Annotated in this window: 29 protein-coding genes; 8 read left to right on the forward strand and 21 right to left on the reverse strand. The window is 70.3% G+C overall.

What is annotated here, in order from left to right; translation table 11 throughout:
- Nucleotides 1–31: 31 nt before the first annotated feature.
- Both VGB75_15255 and VGB75_15260 read right to left on the reverse strand, forming a co-directional pair.
- Complete coding sequence (locus tag VGB75_15255; GenBank protein ID HEY0168398.1) at nucleotides 32–1,006, reverse strand: alpha/beta hydrolase; 975 nt, start codon at nucleotides 1,004–1,006, stop codon at nucleotides 32–34.
- A 153-nt stretch (nucleotides 1,007–1,159) separates the two neighbouring features.
- The gene (locus tag VGB75_15260) at nucleotides 1,160–2,008 is read right to left on the reverse strand and encodes a menaquinone biosynthesis protein (protein HEY0168399.1); all 849 of its coding nucleotides are present in this window, start codon (nucleotides 2,006–2,008) and stop codon (nucleotides 1,160–1,162) included.
- 60 nt (nucleotides 2,009–2,068) lie between these two features.
- Between VGB75_15260 and VGB75_15265 the strand changes: the two genes are divergently transcribed.
- Complete coding sequence (locus VGB75_15265; GenBank protein ID HEY0168400.1) at nucleotides 2,069–2,839, forward strand: inositol monophosphatase family protein; 771 nt, start codon at nucleotides 2,069–2,071, stop codon at nucleotides 2,837–2,839.
- On the opposite strand, the gene VGB75_15270 is transcribed toward VGB75_15265, so the two are convergent.
- Nucleotides 2,825–3,205 carry a DUF4229 domain-containing protein gene (locus VGB75_15270; GenBank protein ID HEY0168401.1) on the reverse strand — a complete coding sequence of 127 codons (381 nt, stop codon included), beginning with the start codon at nucleotides 3,203–3,205 and terminating at the stop codon, nucleotides 2,825–2,827. The two genes, VGB75_15265 and VGB75_15270, sit on opposite strands and share 15 nt — an antisense overlap.
- Before the next feature lie 82 nt (nucleotides 3,206–3,287).
- On the reverse strand, nucleotides 3,288–4,433 hold the full coding sequence (gene mqnE / locus VGB75_15275; protein HEY0168402.1) for an aminofutalosine synthase MqnE: 1,146 nt from the start codon (nucleotides 4,431–4,433) through the stop codon (nucleotides 3,288–3,290).
- Nucleotides 4,434–4,519: 86 nt separating this feature from the next.
- Between mqnE and VGB75_15280 the strand changes: the two genes are divergently transcribed.
- Nucleotides 4,520–4,792 (forward strand): type II toxin-antitoxin system prevent-host-death family antitoxin, encoded by a 273-nt coding sequence (locus VGB75_15280; protein ID HEY0168403.1) that lies wholly within the window; start codon nucleotides 4,520–4,522, stop codon nucleotides 4,790–4,792.
- On the forward strand, nucleotides 4,789–5,175 hold the full coding sequence (locus tag VGB75_15285; GenBank protein ID HEY0168404.1) for a type II toxin-antitoxin system VapC family toxin: 387 nt from the start codon (nucleotides 4,789–4,791) through the stop codon (nucleotides 5,173–5,175). Before VGB75_15280 ends, VGB75_15285 begins: the two co-directional genes overlap by 4 nt.
- A 13-nt stretch (nucleotides 5,176–5,188) precedes the next feature.
- Here VGB75_15285 and VGB75_15290 read toward each other — a convergent pair whose 3' ends face one another.
- The 5 genes from VGB75_15290 to VGB75_15310 all read right to left on the reverse strand — a co-directional run bounded on the left by VGB75_15290 (nucleotide 5,189) and on the right by VGB75_15310 (nucleotide 9,622).
- Entirely contained in the window at nucleotides 5,189–5,860 is a 672-nt protein-coding gene (locus VGB75_15290) for a 4'-phosphopantetheinyl transferase superfamily protein (protein HEY0168405.1), read from the reverse strand.
- 202 nt (nucleotides 5,861–6,062) lie between these two features.
- Nucleotides 6,063–6,521: an Lrp/AsnC family transcriptional regulator gene (locus VGB75_15295; protein HEY0168406.1), complete on the reverse strand. Its 459-nt coding sequence runs from the start codon at nucleotides 6,519–6,521 to the stop codon at nucleotides 6,063–6,065.
- 12 nt (nucleotides 6,522–6,533) lie between these two features.
- Nucleotides 6,534–7,211, reverse strand: a complete 678-nt coding sequence (locus tag VGB75_15300) for a UbiX family flavin prenyltransferase (protein HEY0168407.1) — start codon at nucleotides 7,209–7,211, stop codon at nucleotides 6,534–6,536.
- A gap of 35 nt (nucleotides 7,212–7,246) precedes the next feature.
- Complete coding sequence (mqnP, locus tag VGB75_15305; protein HEY0168408.1) at nucleotides 7,247–8,152, reverse strand: menaquinone biosynthesis prenyltransferase MqnP; 906 nt, start codon at nucleotides 8,150–8,152, stop codon at nucleotides 7,247–7,249.
- A 15-nt stretch (nucleotides 8,153–8,167) separates the two neighbouring features.
- The gene (locus VGB75_15310; protein HEY0168409.1) at nucleotides 8,168–9,622 is read right to left on the reverse strand and encodes a menaquinone biosynthesis decarboxylase; all 1,455 of its coding nucleotides are present in this window, start codon (nucleotides 9,620–9,622) and stop codon (nucleotides 8,168–8,170) included.
- A gap of 64 nt (nucleotides 9,623–9,686) precedes the next feature.
- Here VGB75_15310 and VGB75_15315 point away from each other — a divergent pair, with 64 nt between their 5' ends.
- Nucleotides 9,687–10,013 (forward strand): PLDc N-terminal domain-containing protein, encoded by a 327-nt coding sequence (locus tag VGB75_15315; protein HEY0168410.1) that lies wholly within the window; start codon nucleotides 9,687–9,689, stop codon nucleotides 10,011–10,013.
- A gap of 43 nt (nucleotides 10,014–10,056) precedes the next feature.
- Here the strand turns inward: VGB75_15315 and ccsB are convergent, their stop codons facing one another.
- The 11 genes from ccsB to hemB all read right to left on the reverse strand — a co-directional run bounded on the left by ccsB (nucleotide 10,057) and on the right by hemB (nucleotide 20,807).
- Nucleotides 10,057–11,079: a c-type cytochrome biogenesis protein CcsB gene (ccsB, locus tag VGB75_15320; GenBank protein HEY0168411.1), complete on the reverse strand. Its 1,023-nt coding sequence runs from the start codon at nucleotides 11,077–11,079 to the stop codon at nucleotides 10,057–10,059.
- 1 nt (nucleotide 11,080) lies between these two features.
- On the reverse strand, nucleotides 11,081–12,691 hold the full coding sequence (locus VGB75_15325; GenBank protein ID HEY0168412.1) for a cytochrome c biogenesis protein ResB: 1,611 nt from the start codon (nucleotides 12,689–12,691) through the stop codon (nucleotides 11,081–11,083).
- Nucleotides 12,692–13,459, reverse strand: a complete 768-nt coding sequence (locus tag VGB75_15330; protein HEY0168413.1) for a cytochrome c biogenesis CcdA family protein — start codon at nucleotides 13,457–13,459, stop codon at nucleotides 12,692–12,694.
- Nucleotides 13,460–13,462: 3 nt separating this feature from the next.
- A complete protein-coding gene (locus tag VGB75_15335) occupies nucleotides 13,463–14,050 on the reverse strand; it encodes a TlpA disulfide reductase family protein (GenBank protein ID HEY0168414.1) in 588 nt (195 codons plus the stop codon).
- A 121-nt stretch (nucleotides 14,051–14,171) separates the two neighbouring features.
- Nucleotides 14,172–14,813 (reverse strand): histidine phosphatase family protein, encoded by a 642-nt coding sequence (locus VGB75_15340; GenBank protein HEY0168415.1) that lies wholly within the window; start codon nucleotides 14,811–14,813, stop codon nucleotides 14,172–14,174.
- Nucleotides 14,814–14,821: 8 nt separating this feature from the next.
- The gene (gene hemL / locus VGB75_15345; protein HEY0168416.1) at nucleotides 14,822–16,129 is read right to left on the reverse strand and encodes a glutamate-1-semialdehyde 2,1-aminomutase; all 1,308 of its coding nucleotides are present in this window, start codon (nucleotides 16,127–16,129) and stop codon (nucleotides 14,822–14,824) included.
- 103 nt (nucleotides 16,130–16,232) lie between these two features.
- The gene (locus VGB75_15350; GenBank protein HEY0168417.1) at nucleotides 16,233–17,021 is read right to left on the reverse strand and encodes an amino acid ABC transporter ATP-binding protein; all 789 of its coding nucleotides are present in this window, start codon (nucleotides 17,019–17,021) and stop codon (nucleotides 16,233–16,235) included.
- The gene (locus VGB75_15355) at nucleotides 17,018–17,908 is read right to left on the reverse strand and encodes an amino acid ABC transporter permease (GenBank protein HEY0168418.1); all 891 of its coding nucleotides are present in this window, start codon (nucleotides 17,906–17,908) and stop codon (nucleotides 17,018–17,020) included. Before VGB75_15355 ends, VGB75_15350 begins: the two co-directional genes overlap by 4 nt.
- Nucleotides 17,908–18,786, reverse strand: coding sequence for an ABC transporter substrate-binding protein (locus tag VGB75_15360; protein HEY0168419.1), 879 nt, complete (start codon nucleotides 18,784–18,786; stop codon nucleotides 17,908–17,910). The genes VGB75_15355 and VGB75_15360 overlap by 1 nt, the downstream gene beginning before the upstream one ends.
- Nucleotides 18,787–18,907: 121 nt before the next feature.
- Nucleotides 18,908–19,783 (reverse strand): GNAT family N-acetyltransferase, encoded by an 876-nt coding sequence (locus VGB75_15365; GenBank protein ID HEY0168420.1) that lies wholly within the window; start codon nucleotides 19,781–19,783, stop codon nucleotides 18,908–18,910.
- A 25-nt stretch (nucleotides 19,784–19,808) separates the two neighbouring features.
- Nucleotides 19,809–20,807 carry a porphobilinogen synthase gene (gene hemB, locus VGB75_15370; protein ID HEY0168421.1) on the reverse strand — a complete coding sequence of 333 codons (999 nt, stop codon included), beginning with the start codon at nucleotides 20,805–20,807 and terminating at the stop codon, nucleotides 19,809–19,811.
- Nucleotides 20,808–20,904: 97 nt separating this feature from the next.
- Here hemB and VGB75_15375 point away from each other — a divergent pair, with 97 nt between their 5' ends.
- The 4 genes from VGB75_15375 (at nucleotide 20,905) to VGB75_15390 (ending at nucleotide 25,470) form a co-directional block, all read left to right on the forward strand.
- Nucleotides 20,905–21,561 carry a DUF6318 family protein gene (locus tag VGB75_15375; GenBank protein HEY0168422.1) on the forward strand — a complete coding sequence of 219 codons (657 nt, stop codon included), beginning with the start codon at nucleotides 20,905–20,907 and terminating at the stop codon, nucleotides 21,559–21,561.
- A 170-nt stretch (nucleotides 21,562–21,731) separates the two neighbouring features.
- A complete protein-coding gene (locus VGB75_15380) occupies nucleotides 21,732–22,442 on the forward strand; it encodes a hypothetical protein (GenBank protein ID HEY0168423.1) in 711 nt (236 codons plus the stop codon).
- A gap of 72 nt (nucleotides 22,443–22,514) precedes the next feature.
- A complete protein-coding gene (locus VGB75_15385; protein HEY0168424.1) occupies nucleotides 22,515–24,158 on the forward strand; it encodes an AMP-binding protein in 1,644 nt (547 codons plus the stop codon).
- A 49-nt stretch (nucleotides 24,159–24,207) separates the two neighbouring features.
- Nucleotides 24,208–25,470, forward strand: coding sequence for an ArgE/DapE family deacylase (locus tag VGB75_15390; GenBank protein ID HEY0168425.1), 1,263 nt, complete (start codon nucleotides 24,208–24,210; stop codon nucleotides 25,468–25,470).
- A 38-nt stretch (nucleotides 25,471–25,508) separates the two neighbouring features.
- Here VGB75_15390 and VGB75_15395 read toward each other — a convergent pair whose 3' ends face one another.
- Complete coding sequence (locus VGB75_15395) at nucleotides 25,509–26,276, reverse strand: glucose 1-dehydrogenase (GenBank protein ID HEY0168426.1); 768 nt, start codon at nucleotides 26,274–26,276, stop codon at nucleotides 25,509–25,511.
- Between the last annotated feature and the right edge of the window lie 22 nt (nucleotides 26,277–26,298).

Consider the following 26,298-nt stretch of genomic DNA (forward strand, 5'->3'; position numbering starts at 1 on the left):
ACGACCTCCGGCGCCGGACTGGGACGCCCGGCTAGTCCGACCCCCCGGCCAGCAGTTGCCGCAGGTCCTCAGCCGCCTGGGCCGCCGCGCTGTCGGCCACCGCCGAGACCCCGCCGAAGCCGAAATAGGAGTGGTTCAAGGTCGGCCACTCCCGGCTGATCACCCGCACGCCGGCCTTGCGCAGCGCGTCGCCGTAGAAGTTCCCCTCGGTGCGCAGGACGTCCAGCGTGGCGGTGTGGATCACGGCCGGCGCCACACCGGTGAGATCGGGCGCGCGCATCGGCGAGACCCGCCAGTCGGTGGAGGACTGCTCGTCGACGTACTTGGTGGCGAAGTTGACCATGCCCTGCAGGGTCAGCCCGAAGTTGCTGCCGGTGGTGCGCCGCGACATGTAATGGGCGTTGACCTCGGGGTCGGTGTACCGGCCGGCGACGTCGGTGACCGGGTACAGCAGCAGCTGGGCCGACACCGGCTGGCCGGCGTCGCGGCGCGCGATCGCCACCGAGGCCGCCAGCTGGGCGCCGGCGCTGTCACCGGCCAGGATCAGCGTGCCGGCCTCGCCGCCGAGCTGCTCGGTGCGCTGGGCGGCCCACTCGGTGGCCAGCACGGCGTCGTCGAAAGCGGCCGGAAACGGGTTCTCCGGCGCCAGCCGGTAGCCGACCGACACCACCACCATGTCGGCCTGGGTGCAGATCCGGCGGGCATGACCGAGGTGGGTGTCGATGCTGCCGGTGATCCACCCGCCGCCGTGGAAGTAGACGACCGTCGGCTTGGCCTCGGTCCCGGCCGGACGCAGCACCCGGATCGGCAGCGGGCCGTGCGGGCTGTCGATCACCTGATCGGTCTCCGAGGCCGGGATCAGCGCCGGGTTCAGGTGTTGCTGAGCCAGCGTGTGGGCTCGACCCGCGACCGCCCGGGTCTCTTCGATGCTGGCCTCGTCGTCGGCCTCCACCGGCGTCGCGGCAAGCCAGTTCGCGAGTTCGGGGTCCATGGTGGGTTCTGTCACGAGAGGCCTTTCGTCATCGATCCTGCGCCGGCCCGGCCAGCGCCCGCGTCGAGTCCCGCCACGGTGCGCCGTTCTCATTGAAGCAGCCTGCGGGTGCGTACCCGGCATCGCAGGCTGCCCGGTGATCGCGAGCTGAGGCCACGCCCGCCGAGGTCAGACCTGCGCGAACTCCGGTGTCACCGGGCCGGCGACAGCGCCCACCGCGGCCGCCCGGCGAGAGAACTCCAGCAGGCCGGCCAGCTGCCGCTCGCCGAGGGAGAAGTCCAGGGTCCGGAAGTAGTGGGCCAGCGTCGAAGCGTCGAAGACCTCCCAGCGAGCGGCCTGGGCGGCCACCTCGTCGACATGGGCCAGCGCCTCGTCCCGGCTGCTGACGAAGGCGGCGTGCACATCCTTGACCAGTCCGGGGTTCTCGGCCGCGAACTCGCGCCGGACCGCCCACACCGCGAAGACCATCGGCAGCCCGGTCCACGACCGCCAGGCCTGCCCCAGGTCGTGCACGTCCAGCCCCAGGCTGGCGCCCTCATAGGTCGCCCGCAGGGCGACATCGCCGATCACCACCGCGGCGTCGGCTTCGAGCATCATCGCGGTCAGGTTCGGTGGGCAGCTGAAGTACTCGGGTTCGACATGGTGAACCTCACGCAGCCACAGCTGGGCCAGCAGCACCGAGGTGCGCGAGGTCGATCCCAGCGCGACCGGGCGGGAGTCCAGTTCGGCCAGCGGACGCTGGGAGACCAGGTCGACCGAGAGCACCGGGCCGTCCGAGCCGACCGCGATGTCAGGCAGCAACAGCAGCTGGTCGGCATGGCGCAGGTACTCGACCAGCGAGATCGGGCCGATGTCTAGCCCGCCCTGCACCAGCAGCTGATTGAGGTTGTCGGGAGTGTCCTTGGTCAACTCCAGGTCCAGCAGGGCGCCCGAGCGCACCAGGCCCCAATAGATCGGCAGGCAGTTCAAAAATTGGATGTGGCCGACCCGTGGCCTGGCGTTGGACAGCTCCGTCACCCTGTCGAGGCTACGCGGCGCCTGAGGGCCGCGTCGGTGCTCGACACTAGGCTCGCGAAGGTGACCGATGACCTTGAGCTGGCCGCCGAACTGGTTCGCGACGCCGGCCGGCTGGCGGCCCGGATGCTGCGTCAGGGTCTGGACACCCACCACAAGAGCTCGGTGTCAGACGTCGTGTCCGACGCCGACCACGCCGCCGAGGAGCTGGTGGTGGCCAGGTTGCGGGCGGCCCGGCCCGATGACGGCCTGGTCGGTGAAGAGGGCGCCAACCATCCGGCGACCGAAGGCCGAACCTGGTACATCGACCCGGTGGACGGCACCTACAACTTCCTGTCCGGGTTGCCCTACTGGTGTTCGGCGCTCGCCCTGGCGGGCGCCGGGAACGGCGCGGGCCCGCCGGTGCTGGGCGCGGTCTACCACCCATCCGCTGACGAGCTGTGGCTGGGCGGGGTGGACGAGCCGACCAGCTGCAACGGCACGCCGGTGCGTCGACTGGCCGACACCCCGCTGTCACAGCTGTCGCTGGCCACGTACCTGCATCCGCAGACGATGCCCGACGAAGGCGCCCGTGAGCCGTTGCTCGCGGTGCTGCGCGGCGCCGCGACGGTCCGGATGCTCGGCTCGGGATCGCTGGAGCTGGCCGCGGTGGCCGGCGGCCGGCTGGGCCTGTGGGCGCAGCTGGACACCCTGGACTGGGACTGGCTGCCGGGTGCCGCGCTGGTGAGCGCCGCCGGGGGCGCGACCGAGGTGCTGAGCCATCGCGGGCACCGTTGGCACCTGGCGGGCAACCGGCAGGCCGTCGACGAGGCGCGTGCGCTACTGCTGGGCTGACCGGCCTGCGCCTGGGTCCCGCTTGGCCCCGGGCGCTTGGCTGTCGGCGGCGTCTGCGCCAGCCTGGGAGTCAGCCTCGCCCTCGGTGTCGCCGGTGAGCTGGGCGTCGAGGTCGTGCCGCTGCGCCTGGCGGGCCGTCACCCTGGCCTCGAGGTTGGCGGCCAGCCGGTCGCGCTGCTTGCGCAACAGGATGTAGGACAGCGGGATGGACAGCACCAGCGCGATGGTCGCGGCGAGCAGGGTGGGCACCCGGGCTAGGTAGAGCAGCCCCCACAGCGCCAGGAACAGGCCGAACCGCAGCACGGTGTAGAGCCACATCGCGCCCAGCGTCTGGCCCGGCGACGGCGGGCGCGGCTGGTCGCTCATGCCCGGGGCCGGATCTTCGCGCACGCGCTCATCGCCGGACTCGCTCCGGTCCTGGCTCGCTGACGCTCGCTGCGATCCTCACTCATGCCCAGACGGTCTGCGGTTCGGCCCGGCGCTGGGCCAGCGCCGTCGGCGGGTCGTACTCGCGGATCACCTCGTAGCGGGTGTTGCGCTCCTTCGGCTGGAAACCGGCGTCGCGAATCAGCTCCAGCAGGTTCTCCCTGGTCAGCTTGTCGGGCGTGCCGAAGCCGTCGGCGTCATGGGTGATCTTGTACTCGACCACCGAGCCGTCCATGTCGTCGGCGCCGTAGTTCAGGGCCAGCTGCGAGGTGGACAGGCCGTGCATCACCCAGAACACCTTGACGTGACCGAAGTTGTCCAGCATCAGCCGTGACACCGCGAAGGTCTTGAGGACGTCGGTCGGGGCGGCCATCTTCAGGTGCGAGAGCCGGTTGTTGTCGTTGTGGAACCGCAGCGGGATGAACACCTGAAAGCCGCCGGTCTCGTCCTGCAGCTCGCGCAGCCGCAGCACGTGGTCGACCCGGTGCCGAGGCTCCTCGATGTGGCCGTACAGCATGGTGGCCGGCGTCTTGAGCCCCTTCTGGTGGGCCAGCCGGTGGATGCGCGACCAGTCCTCCCAGTGGGTGTTGTGGTCCACGACCTGCTTGCGGACCTCCCAGTCGAAGATCTCCGCGCCGCCGCCGGTCAGCGACTCCAGGCCGGCGTCGATCAGCTCGTCGAGGACGTCGCCGGCCGACAGGCCCGAGAGCTCCTCGAAGTAGTGCACCTCGGTGGCGGTGAACGCCTTGAGCGCGACGCCGGGCAGCGCGGCCTTGAGCTCCCGGAGCACCCGCGGGTAGTACTTCCACGGCAGCGTCGGGTGCAGGCCGTTGACGATGTGCAGCTCGGTCAGGCCGTCGTCCTTCATGGCCAGCGCCAGCGAGACGGCCTCTTCGACCCGCATGGTGTAGGCGTCCTTGGCGCCGGGCTTGCGCTCGAAGGAGCAGTAGGCGCAGGAGGCCCGGCAGACGTTGGTCAGGTTGAGGTGGCGGTTGACGTTGAAGAACACCACGTCGCCGTTCTTCCTGGTGCGCACGCTGTGCGCCTGAGCGCCCAGCCAGGCCAGGTCGTCGCAGTCGTAGAGGTCTTCGCCGTCCTGGCGGGTCAACCGCTCACCCTGGGCGATCTTCTCGGTCAGCTCGGCCTTGCGCGCCTCGTTCCATGCCATGGGCTCAGCCTACGTTCCGGCGCTGCACCCGCTGCGCGAAACCGGCTGCCACGCTGGTCACACGCGAAGGTGCTACCTTGTGCTACATGGAGCAGGTGGGGGTGCGCGAGCTACGCCAGAACGCCAGCGCGCTGCTGGACCGGGTCGCGGCCGGAGTGACGATCGAGATCACCAACCACGGCCATCCGGTGGCCCAGCTCGTGCCGGTCGGCCAGCGGCGACGGAGCCGGGCCGACCTGATCGCCGGCGGCGAGCTGCAGCCCGGCCGCGGTGACGTGCTGGGCGTCGAGCCGATCCACGCCCCCGCCGGGTCGCCCGCGACCGAGGAGTTGCTCGCTGGCCTGCGCGAGGACCGTTGATCTACGCCGACACCTCGGCGCTGGCCAAGTTGGTGATCGCCGAGGCCGAGACGCCGGCCCTGCGCGAGTGGATCTCACGGCAGGACGCGCGGCTGGTGACCAACGTGATCGGCGTGGTGGAGCTGCGGCGGCTGACGGCCCGGATAAGCCGGCAGGCACTGGACACGGCCACGCTGCTGCTCGGGCGCATCGACCGAATTGCTCTCACCCCGGCAGCCTTGGCCCTGGCCGGCCAGCTGCCGCCGCCTGAGGTGCGCACTCTGGACGCGGTGCACATCGCCTCAGCCGCCGAGCTGCTCGAACTGCAGGCAGTCCTCACCTATGACCGCCGGATGGCCGACGCGGCGATCGGCTACGGGTTACCGGTGGAGTCACCGCGGTAGCCGACACGCCGCCTCACTGCGGCCATCGAATGTCCTCTCCTTCGATGGCCGCCGCCGGCAGGTCCAGCACCCGGGCCGCGGCCGCCGTGCCACGCACCGCGACGGCGCCCGCGTGCCCGGCCGGCACCGGCACGTCCAGCACGTTCCAGCCGGGCGGCAGCGCGGCCAGCCCGGCGCTGCCGAGGTAGTCGGCGCGCAGGCTGCGCGACAGGCCGGTGCCGATGCCCTTCAGGTAGGCCTCCTTGCGCGTCCACATCCTGGCGAAGGCAGTCCGCAGGTCCGGCGCGGCGGCGATCTCGCGCTGCTCGCCCGGATGCAGCCGGGTGCTCAAGTCAACCGCGACCTGCTCGTCGGGCACCGCCTCGACGTCCACTCCGACCGGCGTTCCGGCGACTGCCACCAGCACCAGATCGCCACCGTGGGACAGCGAGAAGTGCAACGGGTGACCGGCCACCGCCGGGCGTCCGTGCAGCGCGCCGCAGTTCGGGCAGGCCTCACGGATGAACTCCACCTGCCCGGGGGCGAGGCCAAGCTGCCGGCTCAGCACGTGGCGCAGCCCGATGTGGGCTGCCAGGTAGCTGTGCCGGTCGGCCTCACGGACGAACTTGACGGCCCGCCGCCGCTCCCGCTCGTCGAGCACCGAGACATCGGCCCGGTCGGCGCGCACGCCCGACACCGACAGCACCCAGACCTCCAGAGAGATGTCACTGGCCGCAGCGCCGGGGCCGCCGGGCTCGATGAGGTCGCCGACACCGGACAGGGCGCGCCCTCCTTGTCCTGCTAGCAGCTGAGATCGACACGAATGTAGCGCTTGACCGAGACCGAGACCGAGACCGGGACCGGGCCTGGCAGGGTCGGGCGGGTGGTCCTCGCCTGCGCCCCTCCGGTCAGGCGTGCGGGCGTCCGGCTGACTGGACCCGTCCCTCGAACCTGGTCGAGAGCACCACCGTCGATCGGGTTCGGGCGACCCCGCGGATCTTGGACAGCGCCCGGATGGCGATCTCCAGGCCTCCGACGTCGGGCACCCGGACCTTCACCACGAAAGACTCCTCGCCCGCGACGAACCAGCAGTCCTCGACCGCGGCCAGGTCGGCCAGCTGATCGGCCACCAGATCCTCATCGGCGGTGTCGGACAGGAAGATCCCGACCAGCGCGCTCATCGAGTAACCGATCGACTCCGGCGCCACCGCCGCGTGATAGCCGGTGATCACGTTCTGGGCTTCGAGCTTGCTGACCCGTTCGTGCACGGCCGGCGCGGACAGCCCCACCTCCCGGGCAAGCTCGGCGTAGGTCGCGCGGGCGTTGGCCCGCAGGGCGTCCAGAATCGCGCGGTCGACGGCGTCCATGGCTGAAGTCTGTCAGGCCGTCGTGCTCGCGGGGCCCGATTCGGCCGCTCGACCGGCGCCGAGCTGACCGGTCCACCGGGTGATCAGTGAATGCTGGACGCCGAGCACGTCGAGCACCTTGGCCGCCACGAAGTCGACCAGCTGCTGCACCGAGTGCGCGCCGGCGTAGAAGGCAGGGCTGGCCGGCAGCACCACCGCGCCGGCGTCGTAGAGCTCGATCAGGTGGGTCAGGGTGGCCCGGGTGTAGGGCGTCTCGCGGGGCACCATCACCAGCGGCCGGCGCTCCTTCAAGGTGACGTCGGCGGCCCGCTGCAGCAGGTCCTTGGACAGTCCCAGGGCGATTCCGGCCACCGCCGCGGTCGACGCCGGCGCCACCACCATGCCCCGGGCCGGGTACGAGCCGCTGGCCGGCCCGGCGCTGAGGTCGGTCGCCGTCCAGTACCGCAGATCGCCGGCGAACCCGCCGTCAGCGTCCGGGCCGAGCCAGGACGCCGCATCCTGCGCCCAGTGGTTGTCGCGAAAGGCGATGCCGGTCTCGTCCAGGATGGTCAGCCGGGCAGCCCGCGAGACGATCAGGTCCACCGGGTCCCCGGCCTGCAGCAGCGCGGTGATGACCGCCTTGGCATACGGGGTGCCCGAGGCTCCGGACACCCCGACGATCCAGGGCGTCCGCTCGGAGCTGTCAGTCACCGCGCTCCTGGCGCGTTCCCCGCTGCGGGGCTGCCTCATGCCCGCAGGCCCTGCGTGATGAGATCGGCCAGGGCGAAGACGAACAGCTGGATGCCCACGAAGCCGTTGGCGGTGAAGAACGCCCGGTTGACCCGCGACAGGTCATCCGCCCGGACGATCAGGTGCTCATAGGTCAGCACCGCGGCGGTGATCGCCAGGCCCAGCCACCACAGCCAACCCAAACCGGCGGCCAGCCCGAACCAGGTGAAGCAGCCGAGGGTGACCAGGTGGGTGAGGCTGGACCAGCGCAGCGCGGCCGCGACGCCGAACCGGGCCGGGAACGACCGCGAGCCGATCACCCGGTCGATCTCGGCGTCCTGGCAGGAGTAGATCAGGTCGAAGCCGCCGATCCAGCTGCCGACCGCGAGCCCGAGCGCGGTGGCCGGCCACGCGAAGCCGCCGGTCACCCCCATCCAGGCGCCGATCGGCGCCACCGCCTGGGCCAGCGCCAGCAACACCTGCGGAAAGTCGGTGAACCGCTTGCCGTAGGAGTAGAGGATCAGCAGCCCGACCGCCACCGGCGACAGCAGCAACGGCAGCGGCCCGAGCGCAGCGGCGCAGGCCAAGAAGATCACCAGCGCCACGGCGAACCCGCGCCAGGCGACCGACACCGACAGCGCGCCGGTCACCAGCTCCCGCTGGGCGGTGCGCGGGTTCAGCGCGTCGAAGCGGCGGTCCAGGATCCGGTTGCCGGCCATCGCCACCGTCCGGGCCGACACCATCGCCACCACGATCAGCGTGAGCTGGACCCAATGCGTCGAACGGGTCTGGGCCCACATCGCGGTGCAGGCCGCGATCAGGGCGAACGGCAGGGCGAACACCGAGTGCTCGATCATCACCAGCCGGAAGAACGCCCGGATCTTGCCGGGTCCCGGCTCGGTGACCGGAGCGGAAGCTGACACCTCTGCGAGTCTGCCTTAGCTGATGCCGTACTCGCGCCAGCGGCGCCGCACCAGCTCAGCCGTCGACTCATCGAGCACGCAGGGCTCGGGCCAGCCACCCTCGCGCCGGTAACCCTCGCTCGGCAGCTTGGCGGTCGCGTCGATGCCCAGCTTGCCGCCGTAGAACTGCTCGTAGGACGAGTGGTCCAGATGGTCCACCGGCCCGGTCATGTGCACCACGTCGTGGGCGTAGTCGACGTTGCCGAAGGCCCGCCAGGCGACGTCGTTGTAATCGTGGACGTCGCAATCGGCGTCGACCACCACGATCAGCTTCGACAGTGACAGCAGCCCCGCGCCCCAGATCGCGTTCATCACCTTGTGCGCGTGCTTGGGAAAGCGCTTGTCGATGGAGACGATGGCGCAGTTGTGGAACACCCCGGCCTCGGGCAGGTCGTAGTCCACTATCTCGGGGATGGTGAGCCTGATCAGCGGCCGGAAGATCCGCTCGGTCGCCTTGCCCAGCGGACCGTCCTCCTGGGGCGGCCGGCCGACCACGATGGACTGGTAGATCGGCTTCTCGCGGGTGGTCATCACGTCCACGTGCATGTAAGGAAACGGCTCGACCGGGGTGTAGAAGCCGGTGTGGTCGCCGAACGGGCCCTCGGGCAGCCTGGCGCCGGGCTCCACCCAGCCCTCGAGCACCACCTGCGCGTGCGCCGGCACCTGCAGCGGCACGCTCAGGCAGTCCACCAGCTCCACCCGCTCGCGCTGCAGGAAGCCGGCGAACAGGTACTCGTCGATGTCGCCGGGCAGCGGCGCGGACGCGGCGTAGGTGACCGCCGGAGGGCAGCCGAAGGCGATCGCCACCGGCAGCCGCTCGCCGCGGCGCTCGGCGATCGCCGCGTGCGAGGTCGAGTCCTTGTGGATCTGCCAGTGCAGGCTCACCGTCTGGCGGTCCTGCTGCTGCAGCCGGTACATGCCCAGATTGCGGGCGCCGGTCTCGGGGTGCTTGGTGTGGGTCAGGCCCAGGTTGAGGAAGACGCCGCCGTCGCCCGGCCAGGACGTGATGCCGGGGAGCAGGTTCAGGTCGACCTCGTCACCCTTGCGCACGACCTCCTGGCAGTGGGCGCGCTTGCCCTGCCGGGGCGGGACGCTGCGCAGCTGGGCGGCCTTGCCGAGGGCGTCGCGCAGGCCGCTGAAGCCCTGAGGGAGGTCGGGCTTGAGCAGGTCGCCGATCCGGTCGCCGATCTCGTCGAGGCTGGCCACCCCGAGCGCCTGGCACATCCGCGAGGTGGTGCCGAACAGGTTCATCAGCAGCGGCATCTGCCCGCTGGTCGGATTCTCGAACAGCAGGGCCGGGCCTTGCTCGCGCACGACCCTCTGAACGATGCCTGCGACCTCCAGATGCGGGTCGACCGGCGCCTTGACCCGGATCAGCTCGCCGGAACGCTCAAGGGCACGGACGAAGTCAGCCAGATCGTTGTACGCCACCGTGCCAGTATCCCAGCCTGGCGAACAAGGCGCCCTCAGGCCGTGGACGACCTAAGCTGGGGCCATGCTCCTCAAGCTCGGCGGCCTCTTCTTCCTCATCAGCCTGGTGTTCTGGCTGTGGGCGATCTTCGATTGCATGACCAGCGACACCAAGCGGGTCCGCAACCTGCCGCGGTGGGCATGGGCGGTGATCATCCTGGTGTTCCTGGAATTCGGCGCGCTGGCCTGGGTGCTGGGCGGGCGCCCGCGAACCGGCCAGTTGGCCGCTCGCCGCAGCCAAGGGGGCGGCCTGGAGGGCGGCCAGGGACGGCCGACCCGAGGCGGCCGGCCGGTGGGCCCCGACGACGACCCGGACTTCCTGCGCAACCTCCGCGGGCCTGAGAAGCCGTAGTCGCTAGGTCAACCCGGCAGTCGCTAGGTCAGCGCGGCAGTCGCTAGGTCAACCCGGCGTAGGAGTGCAGCCCTGAGATGACGATGTTCACCACGAAGAAGTTGAACGTCATGGCGCCGAAGCCCAGCAGGTTGATGTAGGCCGCCCGGTTGCCCTTCCAGCCGGCGGTCGCGCGGGCATGCAGGTAGGTGGCGTAGATGACCCAGGCGATGAACGCCCAGGTCTCCTTGGGGTCCCAGCCCCAGTACCGGCCCCAGGCCGCCTCGGCCCAGATGGCGCCGAAGATCACCCCAGCGGTGTAGATCGGAAACGCGAACGCGACGCTGAGATAGGCGGCCTTGTCAAGGGACGCCGCAGCCGGCAGGCGGGCGCCGAGCCTGGCGAACCGGGCCGGCGTCGCGCCGGTCGCGCCCTGCCGCTCGAAGCGGACTCGCACCAGGTAGAGCACGGTGATCGCGGCGGAGGTGAGCAGGATGCCCTCGGCGACCGCGACCGCTGAGACGTGGATCGCCAGCCACCAGGACTGCAGCGCCGGCACCAGTTTGGTGGCCTTGGTGTATAGCGTGCCGGCCAGGAACATCACCAGCAGCACCGGCATCATCACGAACAGGCCGAGGTAGCGAAGCTGGGGCATCTTCACCAGGGTCGCCAGCCAGGCCACCGTCGCCATCAGGCCCACCACCAGGGTGAACTCGTACATGTTGCCCCACGGCACCCGGTCCACCGCGATGCCGCGCAGGGTGACCGAGCCCAGGTGGAACACCGCCGCCAGCACCGTCAGCCAGACCGCGGCCCGGCCCCAGCGCCGCCCGGCCGCCCCGCCGGAGTCGACCGAGCCGGCCCCGTAGCGGGGCTGGTCGGGCAGGGCGCCCACTGCGCCGGGCTCGCCGCCGCCGACCAGCGTGGGCTGCCGGACGCCGGCCTGGGCGGCGCTGGTCTGGGCGATCCGGCCGTTCTTGCCGAAGGCGTACTCACCGGTGTAGGCCACCACGGCGAGCATGTAGGTGCCGGTGGCAGCCGTCCACAATGACTCGGACAACGAGGCCAAGCCGCCATCGATCGCCATCTCAGTCCTTTCCCGCGCCGATCTTCTCGGCGGTGGCCGGCGCCGCCACCGTGGCAGGCGGCGCTCCTGCGTCCAGAACGGCCGTCAGCCGGGCGAGGACCGCCTGGAACTCCGCGCTGAAGTCGCCTCCGTCGGTGCGAGCCAGCCCGCCCACCGACACCACACTACGAGCCGCGGGGCCGGCTGGGGCAACGCGCACCCACAGCCGGCGCCGCCGGATCGCCAACGAGCCGAGCAGCCCCGCTGTCATCAGGATCGACGCGACCAGCAGCGCGGTCTGGCTAGGGTCGTGCGAGACCTGCAGGTTGGCCCACTCCTTGTAGCCGTCGAAGCGGATCACGGTGCCGTCCGGCAGCGTCATCGACTCACCCAGCGCCAGGTTCTTGGCGCCGACCTTTCTCAGCTCGCCTTTGTCGATCTGCTTCTGGTCCAGGCTGTAGACCGATTGCGGCACACCGCGCGGATTCAGCTCGCCGGTGTAGGCCAGCACCGCCAGCACCGGGTTGGTGGCCTGCGGCGCTATCGAGGTGACGACGCCGCCGGTGATCACCGGGGTCGGCGCGAAGATGGCGCTCAGCCCCAGGTCGTCGTCCTTCGTGCCGTCCCTGCCCGGCAGCCGGAAAGCGCCCTCGCTGGTCAGCACCGCGTCCGCGGGCAGGAACGCCTGGGTGTCGGTGACCGGAGTGCGTCCGGGGCGGGTGATGGTCACGGTCGGCGAGTAGCCGTGATCGAGCAGGTAGACCCGGTCGCCCTTGAGCCGCAGCGGATGGTTGACGGTGATCACGCCGCGCTCGGACTCGGCTGCCAGGTCTTCGGAGTAGCGGATGTCGGCCTTGAACTGCTCCGGCGATCCGTCCTCGCGCCAGGTGGCGGTGAACGAGTCCAACCGGTCGATGCAGAAGTCCGACAGCGCGCCGGGGTTGACCCAGGGGCCGGAGGAGAAGGAGTCGTAGGAGATCGGCCGGTTGCAGAAGCCCGAGCCCTCGGTGGTCACCACCGAACCCTCATAGCTCAGCATCCGGCCGCCGGCGATCAGCGCCAGGGCGGCAAGCAGCGAGAGGTGGAACAGCAGGTTGCCCGCCTCCCGGCTGTACCCCTTCTCGGCCGAGACGGCCACCGCGCCGCCGTCCTCGGTGCGGACCGCGGTGCGCCAGCGCGGTCGCAGCTCCCGCTCGATCCGGGCGGCGGCCTGGTCCGGGCTGAGGTCGGTGCTGAGCGCGGCGTTCTCGGCGAGCCGGCCGAGGTGACGCGGCGCCTTCAGCGGCCGGGCTCGCAAGGCCCTGGCGTAGACGGTGATCCGCGGGATCAGGCAGCCGATCAGCGAGGCGAACAGCAGCAGGTAGACCGCCGAGAACCAGATCGAGCCGAAGACGTCGAAGGCGCCGATCCGGTCCAGGAACCTGCCCCAGGCGCCGTGGGTCGCCAGGTACTCCCGCACCTTCGGCGGGTTGAGCGGCCGCTGCGGCAGCAGCGAGCCCGGCACCGAGGCCAGCGCCAGCAGGAACAGCAGCACCAGCGCGGTGCGCATCGACACCAACCGCCGCCACAGCTGGCGGACCGGACGGGGCAACCCGACCGGACGGCGCGCCGATCCGGTCGGCGGCGACGTCATCTACAGCTCCGATCCGACGCCGACGCCGGCGAACTCGAGCCGAAGGTAGTTCATCCAGTGATCCCAGACCCCGCTGAGCAGCAGCACGCCCATCACGATCAGCACCGCGCCGCCGACCTGGCTGACCAGCCGGGTGTGCCGTCGGACCACCGCCAGCGCGCCGCTCACCCAGCTCAAGCCCATCGCGACGAGCAGGAACGGCACGCCCAGGCCCAGGCAGTACACCGCCGACAGCAACGCGCCGCGGCCGGCGGTCCCCTCGGTCACCGCCAGCGCGTAGACCGCGCCGAAGGTCGGCGTCAGGCACGGGGTCCAGGCCAGCCCGAAGGTCAACCCCAGCAACGGCGCGCCTGCCAGGCCGGCCCGCGGCAGCCGGTGCACCTTCGCCTCCCGCTGCAGCAGCCGGAACCTGCCGAGGAACACCAGGCCCATGCCGATCGTGACGACGCCGAAGATCCGCATCAGCAGCACCCGGTGCACGCTGATGGTGGAGCCGAGAGTGCCGAACAACGCCCCGGTGGCGACGAAGACCGCGGTGAAACCCAGCACGAACAGCAACGCGCCGCCGACCATCCGGCGCTGCCGGTGCCCGCCGTGCTCGGTTCCGGCCAGCCCGGCGACATAGGACAGGTAGCCCGGCACCAGCGGCAGCACGCACGGCGACAGGAAGCCGAGCACCCCGACCAGCAGCGCCACACCCGCGGCCGGGATCAGCCCGCCGTCGGTGACGGTGCTGCTGAACCCGCTGGCGAGCACGACCGGGTGCACCGTTCAGACCTCTTTGGTCAGCTCGTCGAGCGCCGCGGTGAGGTCCTTGGGCAGCACCGCGCCGACGTAGACCGCCGCTACCCGGCCCTGCCGGTCGATCACGATGGTCGAGGGCAACGCGGCCATCGGCACGTCGCCCAGCTGGATGGCGCTGCGGGCGGCCTCGTCATAGACCACCGGAAAGGTGACGTCCTTGTCCTTGATCCAGGACATCGCCGCGCTCTTGGACGGGTCCTTGACGTCCATGCCGATGAACTGCACGCCGGAGGACTTGCGCTCGCGGTAGATCGAGTCGAACTGCGGCGTCTCCAGCTGGCACGGCGGGCACCAGGACGCGAAGAAGTTCAGCACCACGACCTTGCCCCGGTCATCGCTGAGCCGGTAGTTCCCGCCGGTCAGCAGAGTGCCCGCGACCGGGCCGGCCAGCTTGCGCTCGGAGGCTTCGATCACCGAGCCCTTCTTGTTGGCCTGGACGTAGCGGAACTGGTTGCCCGAACTCTGGTCTACGGCGTTCTTTCCTCCGCTGCAGGCCGACAGGCCGAGGACGGCCGCCAGCAGCGTCGTGACGAGCACGACGGTACGAGATGTCATAGCCATCCCAGTGTGCAACGGGTTCACCCCCACAGTGTGATGCGTGTGCCACAGCACAGCCGCACTGGCCCGATTACTGAGCGCCCGCTGTGCCCAAGCGGTGCGTCGACGCGCGCGGCGCTCAGGCGCCGGGTGGTTGCTCCTGCATCCGGTTCGGCGTCGTGCCGGCCGGTTCGGCGTAGCTCACCCCGACCACCCGGTCGTCGTCGAAGGTGAGCGAGGTGAGCGAGGCCAGCGAGCACTGCCGGCGCCGCGGGTCGTGCCAGAGCCGCTTGCCCTCGGAGTAGCGGCGCAGGCAGACGATCGGCAGTTGATGTGAGACGCAGACCGCCTCGTGCCCTTCGGCCCGCTCACGGGCCCGCTCGGCGGCGGCCAGCATCCGCCGCACGATCTGCTCGTAGGGCTCGCCCCAGGACGGCCGAGCCGGATTGCGGAACAGCGGCCAGCTGGTCGGGTACTTCAGCACCCCGCCCGGCCCGGCGACCCGCCTGCCCTCGAAGGCGTTCGCGGCCTCGATCAGGTCGTCGTCTATCACGACGTCCAGGCCGAACTGGGCGGCGATCGGCGCGGCGGTCTGCTGCGCCCGCTCCAGCGGCGAGGAAGCCAGGTAGGTCACGTCCCGGCCAGCCAGGTGGCTGGCGGCCCGCTCAGCCATCGCCTCGCCGGCTTCGGACAGCCGGAACCCGGCCAACCGGCCGTAGAGCACCTTGGTCGGGTTGAAGACCTCGCCGTGGCGCAGCAGGTGGACGGTGGTGCGGCTCATTGCGCGGCTCACGGCGCCGGCCGGGTGGCGGTCGCGGCTGCCCGGGCGGCGGCCGGCAGCGCCTCGGCGATCCTGGCCACAGCGGCGTCGTCGTGCGCGGCGGTGACGAACCAGGCTTCGAAAGCGCTCGGCGGCAGGTACACCCCCGCGTCGAGCATGGAGTGGAAGAACGGGCCGTACCGGAAGCTCTCGGTGGCCTTGGCCTGGGCGAAGTCGGTGACCGGGGTCTGGCCGAAGAACACCGAGAACATGTTGCCGGCGTACTGCAACTGGTGGGCCACGCCTTCGGCGGCCAGGGCCTCGGAGACCAGCCGGCCGACCGTGAAGGCGGTGGCGTCGAGCCGGGCGTAGACCTCGGAGTCGGCGTTGCGCAGGGTGGCAAGCCCCGCAGCGACCGCGACCGGGTTACCCGACAGCGTGCCGGCCTGGTAGACCGGGCCGGCCGGCGCCAGGAACGACATCACGTCGCCGCGGCCGCCGAAGGCGGCTGCCGGCAGCCCTCCGGACATCACCTTGCCGAAGGTGAACAGGTCGGCCTCGACCGGGTCGAGGCCGTGCCAACCCGACCTGCTGACCCGAAAACCGGTCATCACCTCGTCCATGATCAGCAGCGACCCGTGCCTGGCGGTGATCTCGCGCAGCGCCTGGTTGAACCCCGGCTGCGGAGGCACCGCGCCCATGTTGCCCGCCGCGGCCTCGGTGATGACGCAGGCAATGTCGGGGCCGTTGAGCTCGAAGGCCGCTTCGACCGCAGCGACGTCGTTGTAGGGCAGCACGATGGTCTCGCTGGCTTGGGCGCCGGTGACGCCGGGGGTGTCGGGCAGGCCCAGGGTGAGCACCCCGGAGCCGGCGCTGGCCAGCAGCGAGTCGACGTGGCCGTGGTAGCAGCCGGCGAATTTGACCACCTTCGGGCGGCCGGTGAAGCCGCGGGCCAGCCGGATGGCCGACATGGTGGCCTCGGTGCCGGAGTTGACCAGCCGCACCTCCTGCACTGGCTCCACCCGGGCGATGAGCTCCTCGGCCAACTCGACCTCGCCGATGGTCGGGGTGCCGAAGGACAGCCCCTGGGTCGCGGCGTAGCGGACCGCCTCGACCACCGCCGGATGGGCGTGGCCGAGGATCATCGGACCCCACGAGGCCACCAGGTCGACGTAGGTCCGCCCGTCGGCGTCGGTCAGGTACGGGCCCTGGCCGCTCACCATGAACCGAGGCGTGCCGCCGACCGCGCGGAAGGCCCGGACCGGTGAGTTGACCCCGCCGGGGATGACCTTCTGGGCTCGGGCGAACAGCTCTGCTGAGATGGGTGCGTCGCTCACCTGCCCAGTGTTCCAGCTTTGCCCGCGCCCGGTGACCGGCGGTCTGTCACCGGGCGCCGGTCACCGGTGGTCCTTTACCGGTGGTCCTTTACCGGGCAGCCGCTCACAACCGGCCGGCTTCGATGATCCGGGCCAGGAATTGCCGGGTGCGGGCCTCAAGCGGGTCTGCCAGCACCTGCTCGGGTGGGCCGACCTCCAGCAGCCGGCCGCCATCGAGGAAGCACACGGTGTCAGCGACCTGCCGGGCGAATCCCATCTCATGGGTGGCGATCACCATCGTCATGCCCTCGTCCTTGAGCTCGCGCAGCAGGCTCAGCACCTCACCCACCAGCTCCGGGTCAAGGGCCGAGGTGACCTCGTCCAGCAGCATCAGCACCGGCGAGTTCACCAGGGCCCGGGCGATCGCAACCCGCTGCTGCTGGCCGCCGGACAGCTCGTCGGGCCTGGCCGACGCCTTGTCCGAGAGCCCGACCCGCTCCAGCATCGCCAACGCCCGGGCCTCGGCCTCGGCGCGCGGCAGGCCGTGCACCCTGATCGGCGACAGGGTGACGTTCTGCAGCACCGACAGGTGCGGGAACAGGTTGAACGCCTGGAACACGATGCCGACCCGGGAGCGCACCTCGTCGGCGTTCATCCTCGGGTCGGTGACGTCGGCGCCGGCCAGCTCGATGACGCCGTCGTCGACCACCTCAAGCAGGTTCACGCACCGCAGCAGGGTGGACTTGCCCGAGCCGGAGGCGCCGATCAGCACGACGCACTCGCCCTGCGCGATGTCCAGGCTGACGTCGTCGAGCACCAGGTTCGAGCCGAAGGACTTGCGCAGGTTGCGGATCGACAGCAGGCCGGCGCCGTCCGGCGCCGGGTCCCACCTGGCAGCGGCTCGCCTTCTCATACCGCGCCACCGGAGACGCCGTACCAGCCCTGCCGTCTGGCGACCCAGTCGGTCAGCCTGGTGAGCGGGATAGTCAGGCAGACGAACAGGAAGCCGGCCACGATGTAGGGCGTGTAGTTGAAGTCGGTGGCCGTCGAGATCTGGGCCGCGCGGATCGCGTCGACGACACCGAGGATGGAGATCAGCCCCGAGTCCTTCTGCAGCGACACGAAGTCGTTGAGCAGCGGCGGCAGCACCCGGCGAACCGCCTGCGGCAACACCACGTGACGTAAGGACTGGGAGTTGCTCAGCCCGAGCGAGCGGGCCGCCGCGCGCTGGGAGGGATGAACCGACTCGATCCCGGCGCGGAACACCTCGGCGACGTAGGCCGAATAGGTCAACACCAGCGCGGCGCCGCCGTAGACCACCACCGGCTGGAAGGAGACGCCGCCCAGGCTCAGCGCCGGCACTCCGAACCCGAGCAGCAGCAACACCAGGATCAGCGGAAGGCCGCGGAAAAGGTCGGTGTAGGCGGCGGCGAACATCCGCAGCGGAAAGAACACCGGCCCGCGCAGCGTTCGCAGGACGGCCAGCGCCAAGCCGAGCACCACCACCAGCACCGCGCAGGCCAGCATCACCCGAAGGTTGAGCCACAGGCCTTCGGCGACGAGGGGGAAGGACTCTTTCGCCTTTTCCCAGTTGAAGAAAGTCTCATGGACTCGCGGCCAGCCCGGTGACGAGGTGACCGCGCCGATCGCCACCGCGACCAGCACCAGGGTGCTCAGCGCCGCGGTGACCCCCGAGCGGATCGCCCTGCCGCGCCGGTAGGCCAGGCGCTGGCGCTGCAATTCTGAGGGCTGCCAGCTCGACTGGTCGGCAGGTGCGATCGACTGCGGCGCCCGCGCCATCACTTCAGCTCAGGCGCTCCGCCGGCGGTGGCCAGCCACTGCTCCTGAAGCCGGGTGAGCGCTCCCTCGCCGCGCAGCGCGTCAACCGCCTTGGAGACGCACGAGGTCAGCTTGGAGCCCTTGCTGAGCACGAACCCGAACTGCTCGGGCGAGCTGCCGGAGGAGATCTGGCCGACGATCTTGCCGTTGTCCAGTTGGGCGGCGCTCATGTAGAAACCGGTGGGCAGGTCTACCACGATGCCGTCGATCTGCTTGTTCTTCAGGGCCTGGACGGCGAGGTCGTTGGTGTCGTACACCGATGGCTTCTTGGAGGGCTTGATGGTGTCGGTGATGGTCTTGTAGCTGGTGGTGCCGACCTGGGCGCCCAGCTTGGCGTCCTTCAGCTGGGCCAGCGAGGTGGCGCTGGCGATCTTGCTGCCGGTGTAGCTGACGACCGACTGCGCGACGTCGTAGTAGCCGGTGGAGAAGTCCACCGCCTTCCTGCGCTCCTCGCTGATCGAGACCTGGTTGACGTCGACGTCGAAGTTCTTGCGGCCTGGGGTCACCACGCTGTTGAAGGAGGCGGTGACCCACTTGACTTCGGACGGCTTGAAACCCAGCCGCTCGGCCACCGCATAGGCCACTGCCGACTCGTAACCCTTGCCGTTACTGGGCTTGTTGTCCGAGAACCACGGCTCGTAGGCCGGGTTGTCGGTGGCCACGGTGAAGACGCCCGGCGTGATCAGGCTCAGCTTCGACTTGTCGCACTCATCGGCCGCGGCGCTGACCGCCGGCGCGCTGGTGTTCGCGGCTGGGTTGTCGTCGGTCGGCGAGCAGGCGGTGACGCCGAGCAGGGCCACGACTGACATCGCGGCAGCGGAGACGGAACGGACGAGCATGTCAGGCTCCTTGATATGGGAAGCGTCCAGCATACGGCGGGGCACTTTTCACTGAGCGGGTCTGCAAGTCAGCCAGCCGGCGCTCGGCCGTCTCGTCGGGCCGTCTCGTGGGGCCGCCTCGTCAGCCAGCCGGCCAGCTCGGCCGGCTGGGTGGCCGGTCGAGCGGGCGCCGCATCACACACCGCCGGCCCATCGCGTCCAGGCCCAGCCGCGTCTCACGTCGGCGCAGCGCCTGCAGCTCAGGGGTGGCGGCGGGGATCTCGGTGAAACCCAGGCCGGCGTAGAACGGGCCGTTCCACGGCACGTCGGCGAAGGTGCACAGGGTGACCTGGTTGAACCCCTGCTCGGCGGCCCACTCGCACGCGGCGTTCACCAGGGCGGCGCCGACGCCCCGTCGCATCTCTTTCGGGCGCACCGACAGCCCCTCGATGTGCGCCTGCCCGTCGACCACCTCGACCCTGATGTAACCGATGGGTGGCTGACCGGTCGCCGCAGGCTCGCTCGGTTCAGGGTCGCTTGGTCGGGGGTCGCTTGGTCCAGGGTCGCTTGGTCGGGGGTCGCTTGGTCGGGGGTCGCGCGCTGCGGGGGCGCTTGGCTGCCGGCGGGCTACCAGCAGCAGCTTCGCCCCGGCTAGCTCGTCGGTGGTGGCCGGACCGGGAGTGCTGCCGTAGCCGGCGACTTCGAAGAGCTTGTCGGCGGCTACTTCGATCTCAACCAACTGCGGCAGGTCCGCGGAGTCCGCCGGGGCGATGACGATCGGCCTAACGGCAGCTGGGCCCGCTGCGGGCGTCCGGTCTGCGGGTGCCGGATCTGCGAAGGCCGAGTCGGGCGCGCCTCGGGCGGCCAGCAGGCTGATGCCTCCCACCACGATCAGCGCCCCCAGCCAGGCGGGCGAGTGCGTGCGACCGCCACCGAGCACGAAGTCCCAGATCCAGCCGAGGATGATCAGGCCGGTGAGCAGGCCGGCGCTGCGATACCGGGAGCGACGCCCGGTCATCAGCGCCTCGGGTGGCGGGCCGGGCTCATCGCAGCAGGATGGCTGCCTCGTGCGCCCAGTACGTCAAGATCATGGCCGCACCCGCCCGGCGGATCGACAGCAACGTCTCGAGCACGACCCGTTCGCGGTCGATCCAGCCGCGCTCGGCGGCGGCCTCGATCATCGCGTACTCACCCGAGACCTGATAGGCCGCGACCGGAACCGGCGAGGCCGCTGAGACCGCGGCGAGGATGTCGAGGTAGGGCAGCGCCGGCTTGACCATCACCATGTCAGCGCCCTCGGCCACGTCCAGAGCCACCTCCGCCAATGCCTCACGGGCGCCGCGGGCCGGGTCTTGCTGGTAGGTCAGCCGGTCACCGGTGAGCGAGGAGTCCACCGCCTCGCGGAACGGCCCGTAGAACGCCGAGGCGTACTTGGGCGCGTAGGCGAGCACGCCGACGTCAGAGCGATTGGCCCCGTCCAGGGCCTGCCGAACCACGCCGACCTGGCCGTCCATCATGCCGCTCGTGCCGAGCAGGTCAGCGCCGGCCTCGGCCTGCGCCAATGCCATCGAGGCGTAACGCTGCAGGGTGGCGTCGTTGTCGACGGAGCCGTCGGTGGACAGCACCCCGCAGTGACCGTGGTCGGTGAACTCGTCCAGGCACAGGTCGCCCATCAGCACGGTCGCGTCGCCGAGCTCGAACTTCAGCCGAGCCAGAGCGAGGTTGAGGATGCCGTGCGGGTCGTCGGCGCCCGAGCCCACCGGGTCCTTATGCATCGGGATTCCGAACAGCATCAGCCCGCCGACGCCGGCCTCGACCGCGCCAATGGCGGCCTTGGCCAGCGAGTCGAGGGAGTGCTGGACCACCCCCGGCATCGAGCCGATCAGGCGCGGCTCGGAGGCGCTCTCAGCGACGAACATCGGCAGGATCAGGTCGCCCGGCCGCACCGAGACCTCACCGGCAAGCCGGCGCAAGGCAGCTGTCCGCCGGAGCCGGCGAGGCCGCGACACCGGAAAGGCGGGGAGGGCGGGAAGATCATTCACCGGTCCAGCCTAGCTCGGACTGGTTGCCCTGCCCGGGTTATCCACAAGTAAGTAGCCGGTCGGCCGGCCCGAGAACGAATCGGGCATCATCGCCGTTATGGGTAAGCACATGCGGTTGGCCGGCTTGGCGCTGGTCGGCGTTCTGACACTGCTGGTCAGCGGCTGCAGCGGCGACGCCGGCCCGAACACCTCTACGGTGCCGGCGGCGAGCTCAGCGCCCAGCGCCAGCGCCGCTCCGACCTCGGCGAGGCCTACGCCGACCCCCCGACCCTATCCGGCGGACGTGCCGCTGACCGGCCACAACGTCAAGCCGGGCGAGAAGCCGCCGCTCTACCCGGCGGCCGCCCGCGCGCGGACGCAGGAGGGCGCCAACGCCTTCGCCGAGTTCTTCATGCGCACCCTCGACTGGGCCTACGCCACCACCAACCCGTCCTACATGAAGCACTACTACGGCCCTACTTGCGGACAGTGCGATGGCCTAGCGAGGGGCATAAGCCGAACTGCAGCTGAAAAGCACTGGTACTTGGGTGGTCGACTCACGGTGCACCGCGCAGAGAAAACTGCTATCGCACCGGTAACCGCACCTGCGGACTTCTGCGCCGTGATGAAGGTGGACATCACTGCAACGTCAGTCGTGGATAAGACCGGCAAGGTCTTCAATGGGGATGGAGCCTACTTCGGCGACAACTTCAAGTTATGCAGCAAGAAGAGTGCTGACGGCTGGCAGCTCACCTACATGGCACGGATCTCATGAAGCGAGCCAAACCACCGTTAGGTGCGGTGGCTTGCCTACTCCTTGTATTGCAGTTAGTAACTTTCGCGCGAGCTAGCGCAGTTGGCGCTGATCCCTGCGGCGGAGGCAGCGGTGCCACCTTGCATGGCGGGACGGGTCCTGGATCTGTGGGCGTGACGGGAAGTTGCGGGGTGACTCCCACCGACTTGCCCCGTGGCAACGGGGCCTCGCCGGTGCTGGTGATCGACTGCGGCTACGCCACGGCGACCGATGACCACACCCACTGGAACCCCTCCTGCGGCCCGACCGGTTTTCCCTGCCCACCGATTCCCGGCACCCCTAACCCGCATCAGTTCATCACCGTGGTGTCGCTGAGTGACACCGCCGTACCCATCGCCGCCTGGTGCGCTGGCGCCACCACCCCGATGCCGTCGACCGCCGCGCTGCGCGACGAGGTGATCCGGCTGCTGCACCCGCCCGCGCTGGGGGTCTCGCCGAGCACCGGCACCGCCCTGATCAACCTGCGCACCCTGTTCTGGGTCGACACCGCGCCCGAGGTCGAGCTCGGCCGGGCCAGCCTGATCGGCTTTCCGGTCAACCTGCGGGTCAGCTATGACCGCACCGAGTTCGACTTCGGCGACGGCGTCGCCGGCACCCTGACCGCCACTCCCGGCACCGCCTACGACCCCGCCCAGGACTGCGGCTCCTGCGCCGACCGGTTCGGGCACAACTACACCCGGCGCGGACCGGTCACCGTCACCGCTCGGGTGTACTGGCACGCCCAGTTCCGCATCGGCGCCGGCTCCTGGATCGACATCCCCGGCGAGGTCACCGCCAACCAGCCGTCCCGAACCACCTTCACAGTCAAAGAATCCCGCGGCACCCTCACCCCGCCCCGCTGACACACCTCACCAGCGCACGCGCGCACGACCGCCGGCTAGCGCCGGTTTCCGCCGGCGAGTTGAATCCGGTCTATGACCTCTGCGCCGCCGCCCGTCCTGCTCTCCTACGCCAGCGGCACCTCCACGGTGGGTCTGCTCGGCGACACCATCGGCGCCAACCTGGCCCGGACCGCCGCCCGATATCCCGATCGGGATGCGGTTGTCGAGTGCGGCAGCGGCCGGCGACTCAGCTATGCCCAACTCGACGCCGCGGTCACCGAACTGGCCCGTGGCCTGCTCGCGCACCGTATCCAGATCGGTGAGCGGGTAGGCATCTGGGCCCCGAACTGCATCGACTGGATGCTGGTGCAGTACGCGACCGCTCGGATCGGCGTGATCGCGGTCAACATCAACCCTGCCTATCGCAGCCACGAGCTGGCCTACGTGTTGAAGCAGTCCGGTACCGCCATGCTGTTCTCGGCCCTAGAGCACAAGGGCAGCGACTACCGCGCGATGGTGACGGAGGTCGCCGGCGACTGCCCCGAGCTACGTGAGGTCATCTACCTCGGCGAGCCCGGTTGGACCGAGCTGGTGACCGACGGCGGGTCGGTCCCGCTTGCCGAGGTGCAGGCGGTGGCCGACGGCCTCGACCCGGATGATCCGATCAATATCCAGTACACCTCCGGCACCACCGGCTTTCCCAAAGGCGCCACCCTCAGCCACCACAACATCCTCAACAATGGCTATCTGGTCGGCGAGGGATGCTCCTACACCGAGCAGGACCGGATCTGTGTGCCGGTGCCGTTCTACCACTGCTTCGGCATGGTGATGGGCAATCTGGCGGCCACCAGCCACGGCGCCTGCGTGGTCATCCCGGCCGCCGGCTTCGACCCTGCCGCCACCCTGCGGGCGGTGCAGGACGAGCGCTGCACGTCGCTGTACGGCGTGCCCACCATGTTCATCGCCGAACTGGCACTGACCGATTTCGCCGACTACGACCTGTCCTCGCTACGCACCGGAATCATGGCCGGCTCACCCTGCCCGGTCGAGGTGATGAAGCGGGTGATCAGCGAGATGCAGATGGTGGAGGTGACGATTTGCTACGGGATGACCGAGACCTCGCCGGTCTCCACCCAGACCCGAGCCGACGACTCGCTCGACCGCCGGACCGCCACCGTCGGCCGGGTGCACCCACACGTCGAGGTGAAGGTGATCGACCCGGTCAGCGGACGGTTGGCGCCGCGGGGCACGACGGGGGAGCTGTGTACCCGGGGCTACTCGGTGATGCGCGGGTACTGGAACCAGCCCGATCAGACTGCCGAGGTGTTACGCGACGGTTGGATGCACACCGGCGACCTGGCGGTGATGGACAACGAGGGGTACCTCGCCATCGTCGGGCGCAGTAAGGACATGGTGATCCGCGGCGGCGAGAACGTCTATCCTCGCGAGGTGGAGGAGTTCCTCTACTCCCATCCCGACATCGAGGACGTCCAGGTGGTGGGTGTGCCGGATCGCAAGTATGGCGAGGAGCTGCTGGCGGCGGTGCGGCTTCGGCCTGGCGCCGCGCTCACGGAGCAAGAGGTGCGCGCTTACTGCCAAGGCCGACTTGCGCACTACAAGGTGCCGCGCTACGTCCAGTTCGTCACCGAGTACCCGATGACCGTGACCGGCAAGATTCAGAAGTTCAAGATCCGCGATGCCGCGGTGGCCGAGCTGGGCTTGCCAGCTGACCGCTGAGCGATCGCCGGTGTTTCCACCTCGCCACTCCCAAAGGCATGATGCCGGCATGCTCACCGACACCGAACGCCGTGCGCTGGACGCCCTCGACGAGCCGGCGCTGCACCGCGGCCTGCTCGACCTGCTCGCGGTTCCGAGCGTCACCGGCAGCGCGGCCGAGACGGAGCTGCTGCACGCTCTCGCCGGGCAGGCCGAACGGCTGGATCTGGAGGTCGACCTGTGGCAGCCGGACCTGGCCGAGCTGCGGGCCGACCCGGACTTCCCCGGCACCGAGGCCGAGCGGGCTGAGATCTGGGGGTTGGTGGCCAGCACCGAGCGGCGGGACGGTCCCACGGTCATCCTGCAAGGCCACGTCGACGTGGTGCCACCCGGCGATCGGGCCGCCTGGCCGGGAGATCCCTTCACCCCGCGGATCGAGGGCGACCTGCTGCACGCGCGCGGCGCCTGCGACATGAAGGCCGGGGTGGCGGCCAACCTGGCCGCGCTGGCGGCGATCCGGGCCAGCGGCATGCGGCTGGCCGGCCGGCTCGCGCTGCACCTGGTGGCCAGCGAGGAGGACGGCGGGCTCGGCGCGTTCGCCACCCTGCGCCGCGGGCATCGGGGTGACGCCTGCCTGATCCCCGAACCCACGTCGCTCAGCATGATCACCGCCAACTGCGGGGCGCTGACCTTCGAGCTGACCGTGCCCGGTTCGGCGGCGCACGGCAGCATCCGCACGGCCGGGGTCAGCGCCATCGAGAAGTTCCTGCCGCTGTTTCAGGGGCTGCGGGCGCTGGAGACCGAACGCAACGCCGAGCCCGATCCGCTGCTGGCCGGCTACCAGATCGCGGCGCCGCTGTCGATCGGCCAGGTGTCGGCCGGTGACTGGCCGAGCACGGTGCCGGACCTGCTGGTCGCGCACGGCCGGTACGGGGTGCTGCTGGACGAGGACCCGGCCGAGGCCCGGGCCGCGTTCGAGCAACGGGTGGCCGAGGTGTGCGCCGCCGACCCGTGGCTGCGCGCGCACCCGGCCTCGGTGCGCTGGAGCGGCGGCCAGTTCGCCAGTGGCCGGCTGCCGGCCGGCGACCCGCTGCGCGAGGTGGTCGCCGGGGCGCATGCCGACACCGTGGGCGGGCAGGTGGCCGAGCGAGGCGCGCCGTACGGCAGCGACCTGCGGCTATACGCCGGCGCTGGGATTCCTACCCTGCACTACGGGCCGGGCGATCCGGCGGTCGCGCACAGCGCGCAGGAGCGGGTGTCGCTGACCGAGACCACCCAGACGGCCCGCACCCTGATCGTGGCGGCACTGCGGCTGACGGGCAGCTCAGCCTGAGGAGAGATTCATCCTGGTGCGTTCAGAGGGAACGCTGACTAGAAAACGGTGTAGCCCCCATCGATGACCAGCACCGTGCCGGTCATGAACGACGACGCGCGGCTGGCGAGAAAGACCACCGCCGGCGCGATCTCCTCCGGCTCGGCCGCCCGCTGCTGGGGCGTGTCGCCGATCCAATGCTCTGCGAACTCCGGATTATCGAGCGGTGTCATGTCGGTGCGGACATACCCCGGCGCGACCGCGTTGACCCGAACGCCGTGGACAGCCCATTCAGCCGCGAGTGACTTCGTGAGGTGATGCACCCCGGCCTTGGACGCGTTGTAGGCCGGTTGCCACTGCGGACGGTTGACGATCTGGCCGGACATCGACCCCACGTTCACGATGGCCCCGCCGCCGGCCTGCACCATCAACGCGCCGAAGACCTGGCAACCGTTCCACACCCCCGTCAGGTTCACGTCGATGACCGAACGCCATTCCTGCTCGGTCACCTCCAGAGCAGGGCGGTGGACGCACGTTCCCGCGTTGTTGACCAGGATGTCCACGCCCCCGAACTCAGCGGTGATCCGGTGGGCGGCGTTCGCCACCGCAGCGCGGTCGGAGACATCGGCCGAGAACGCACGCGCGCGTATCCCCTTCGTGTCGAGCTCCGACACGACATCGGCACTGGCCGCCTCGTCCCGGGCGAGGATCGCTATCGAAGCCCCTGCCTCACCGAGCGCGTGCGCGAACGCACGGCCCAAGCCACGGTTGCCGCCCGTGACAACCGCGACCCGATCCTTGACGGCGAACGCGTCCAGCACTGGCATAGCCCCACCCGTTTCCACTAGC

This window comes from Jatrophihabitans sp. (assembly GCA_036399055.1).
GTDB lineage: Bacteria > Actinomycetota > Actinomycetes > Mycobacteriales > Jatrophihabitantaceae > Jatrophihabitans_A.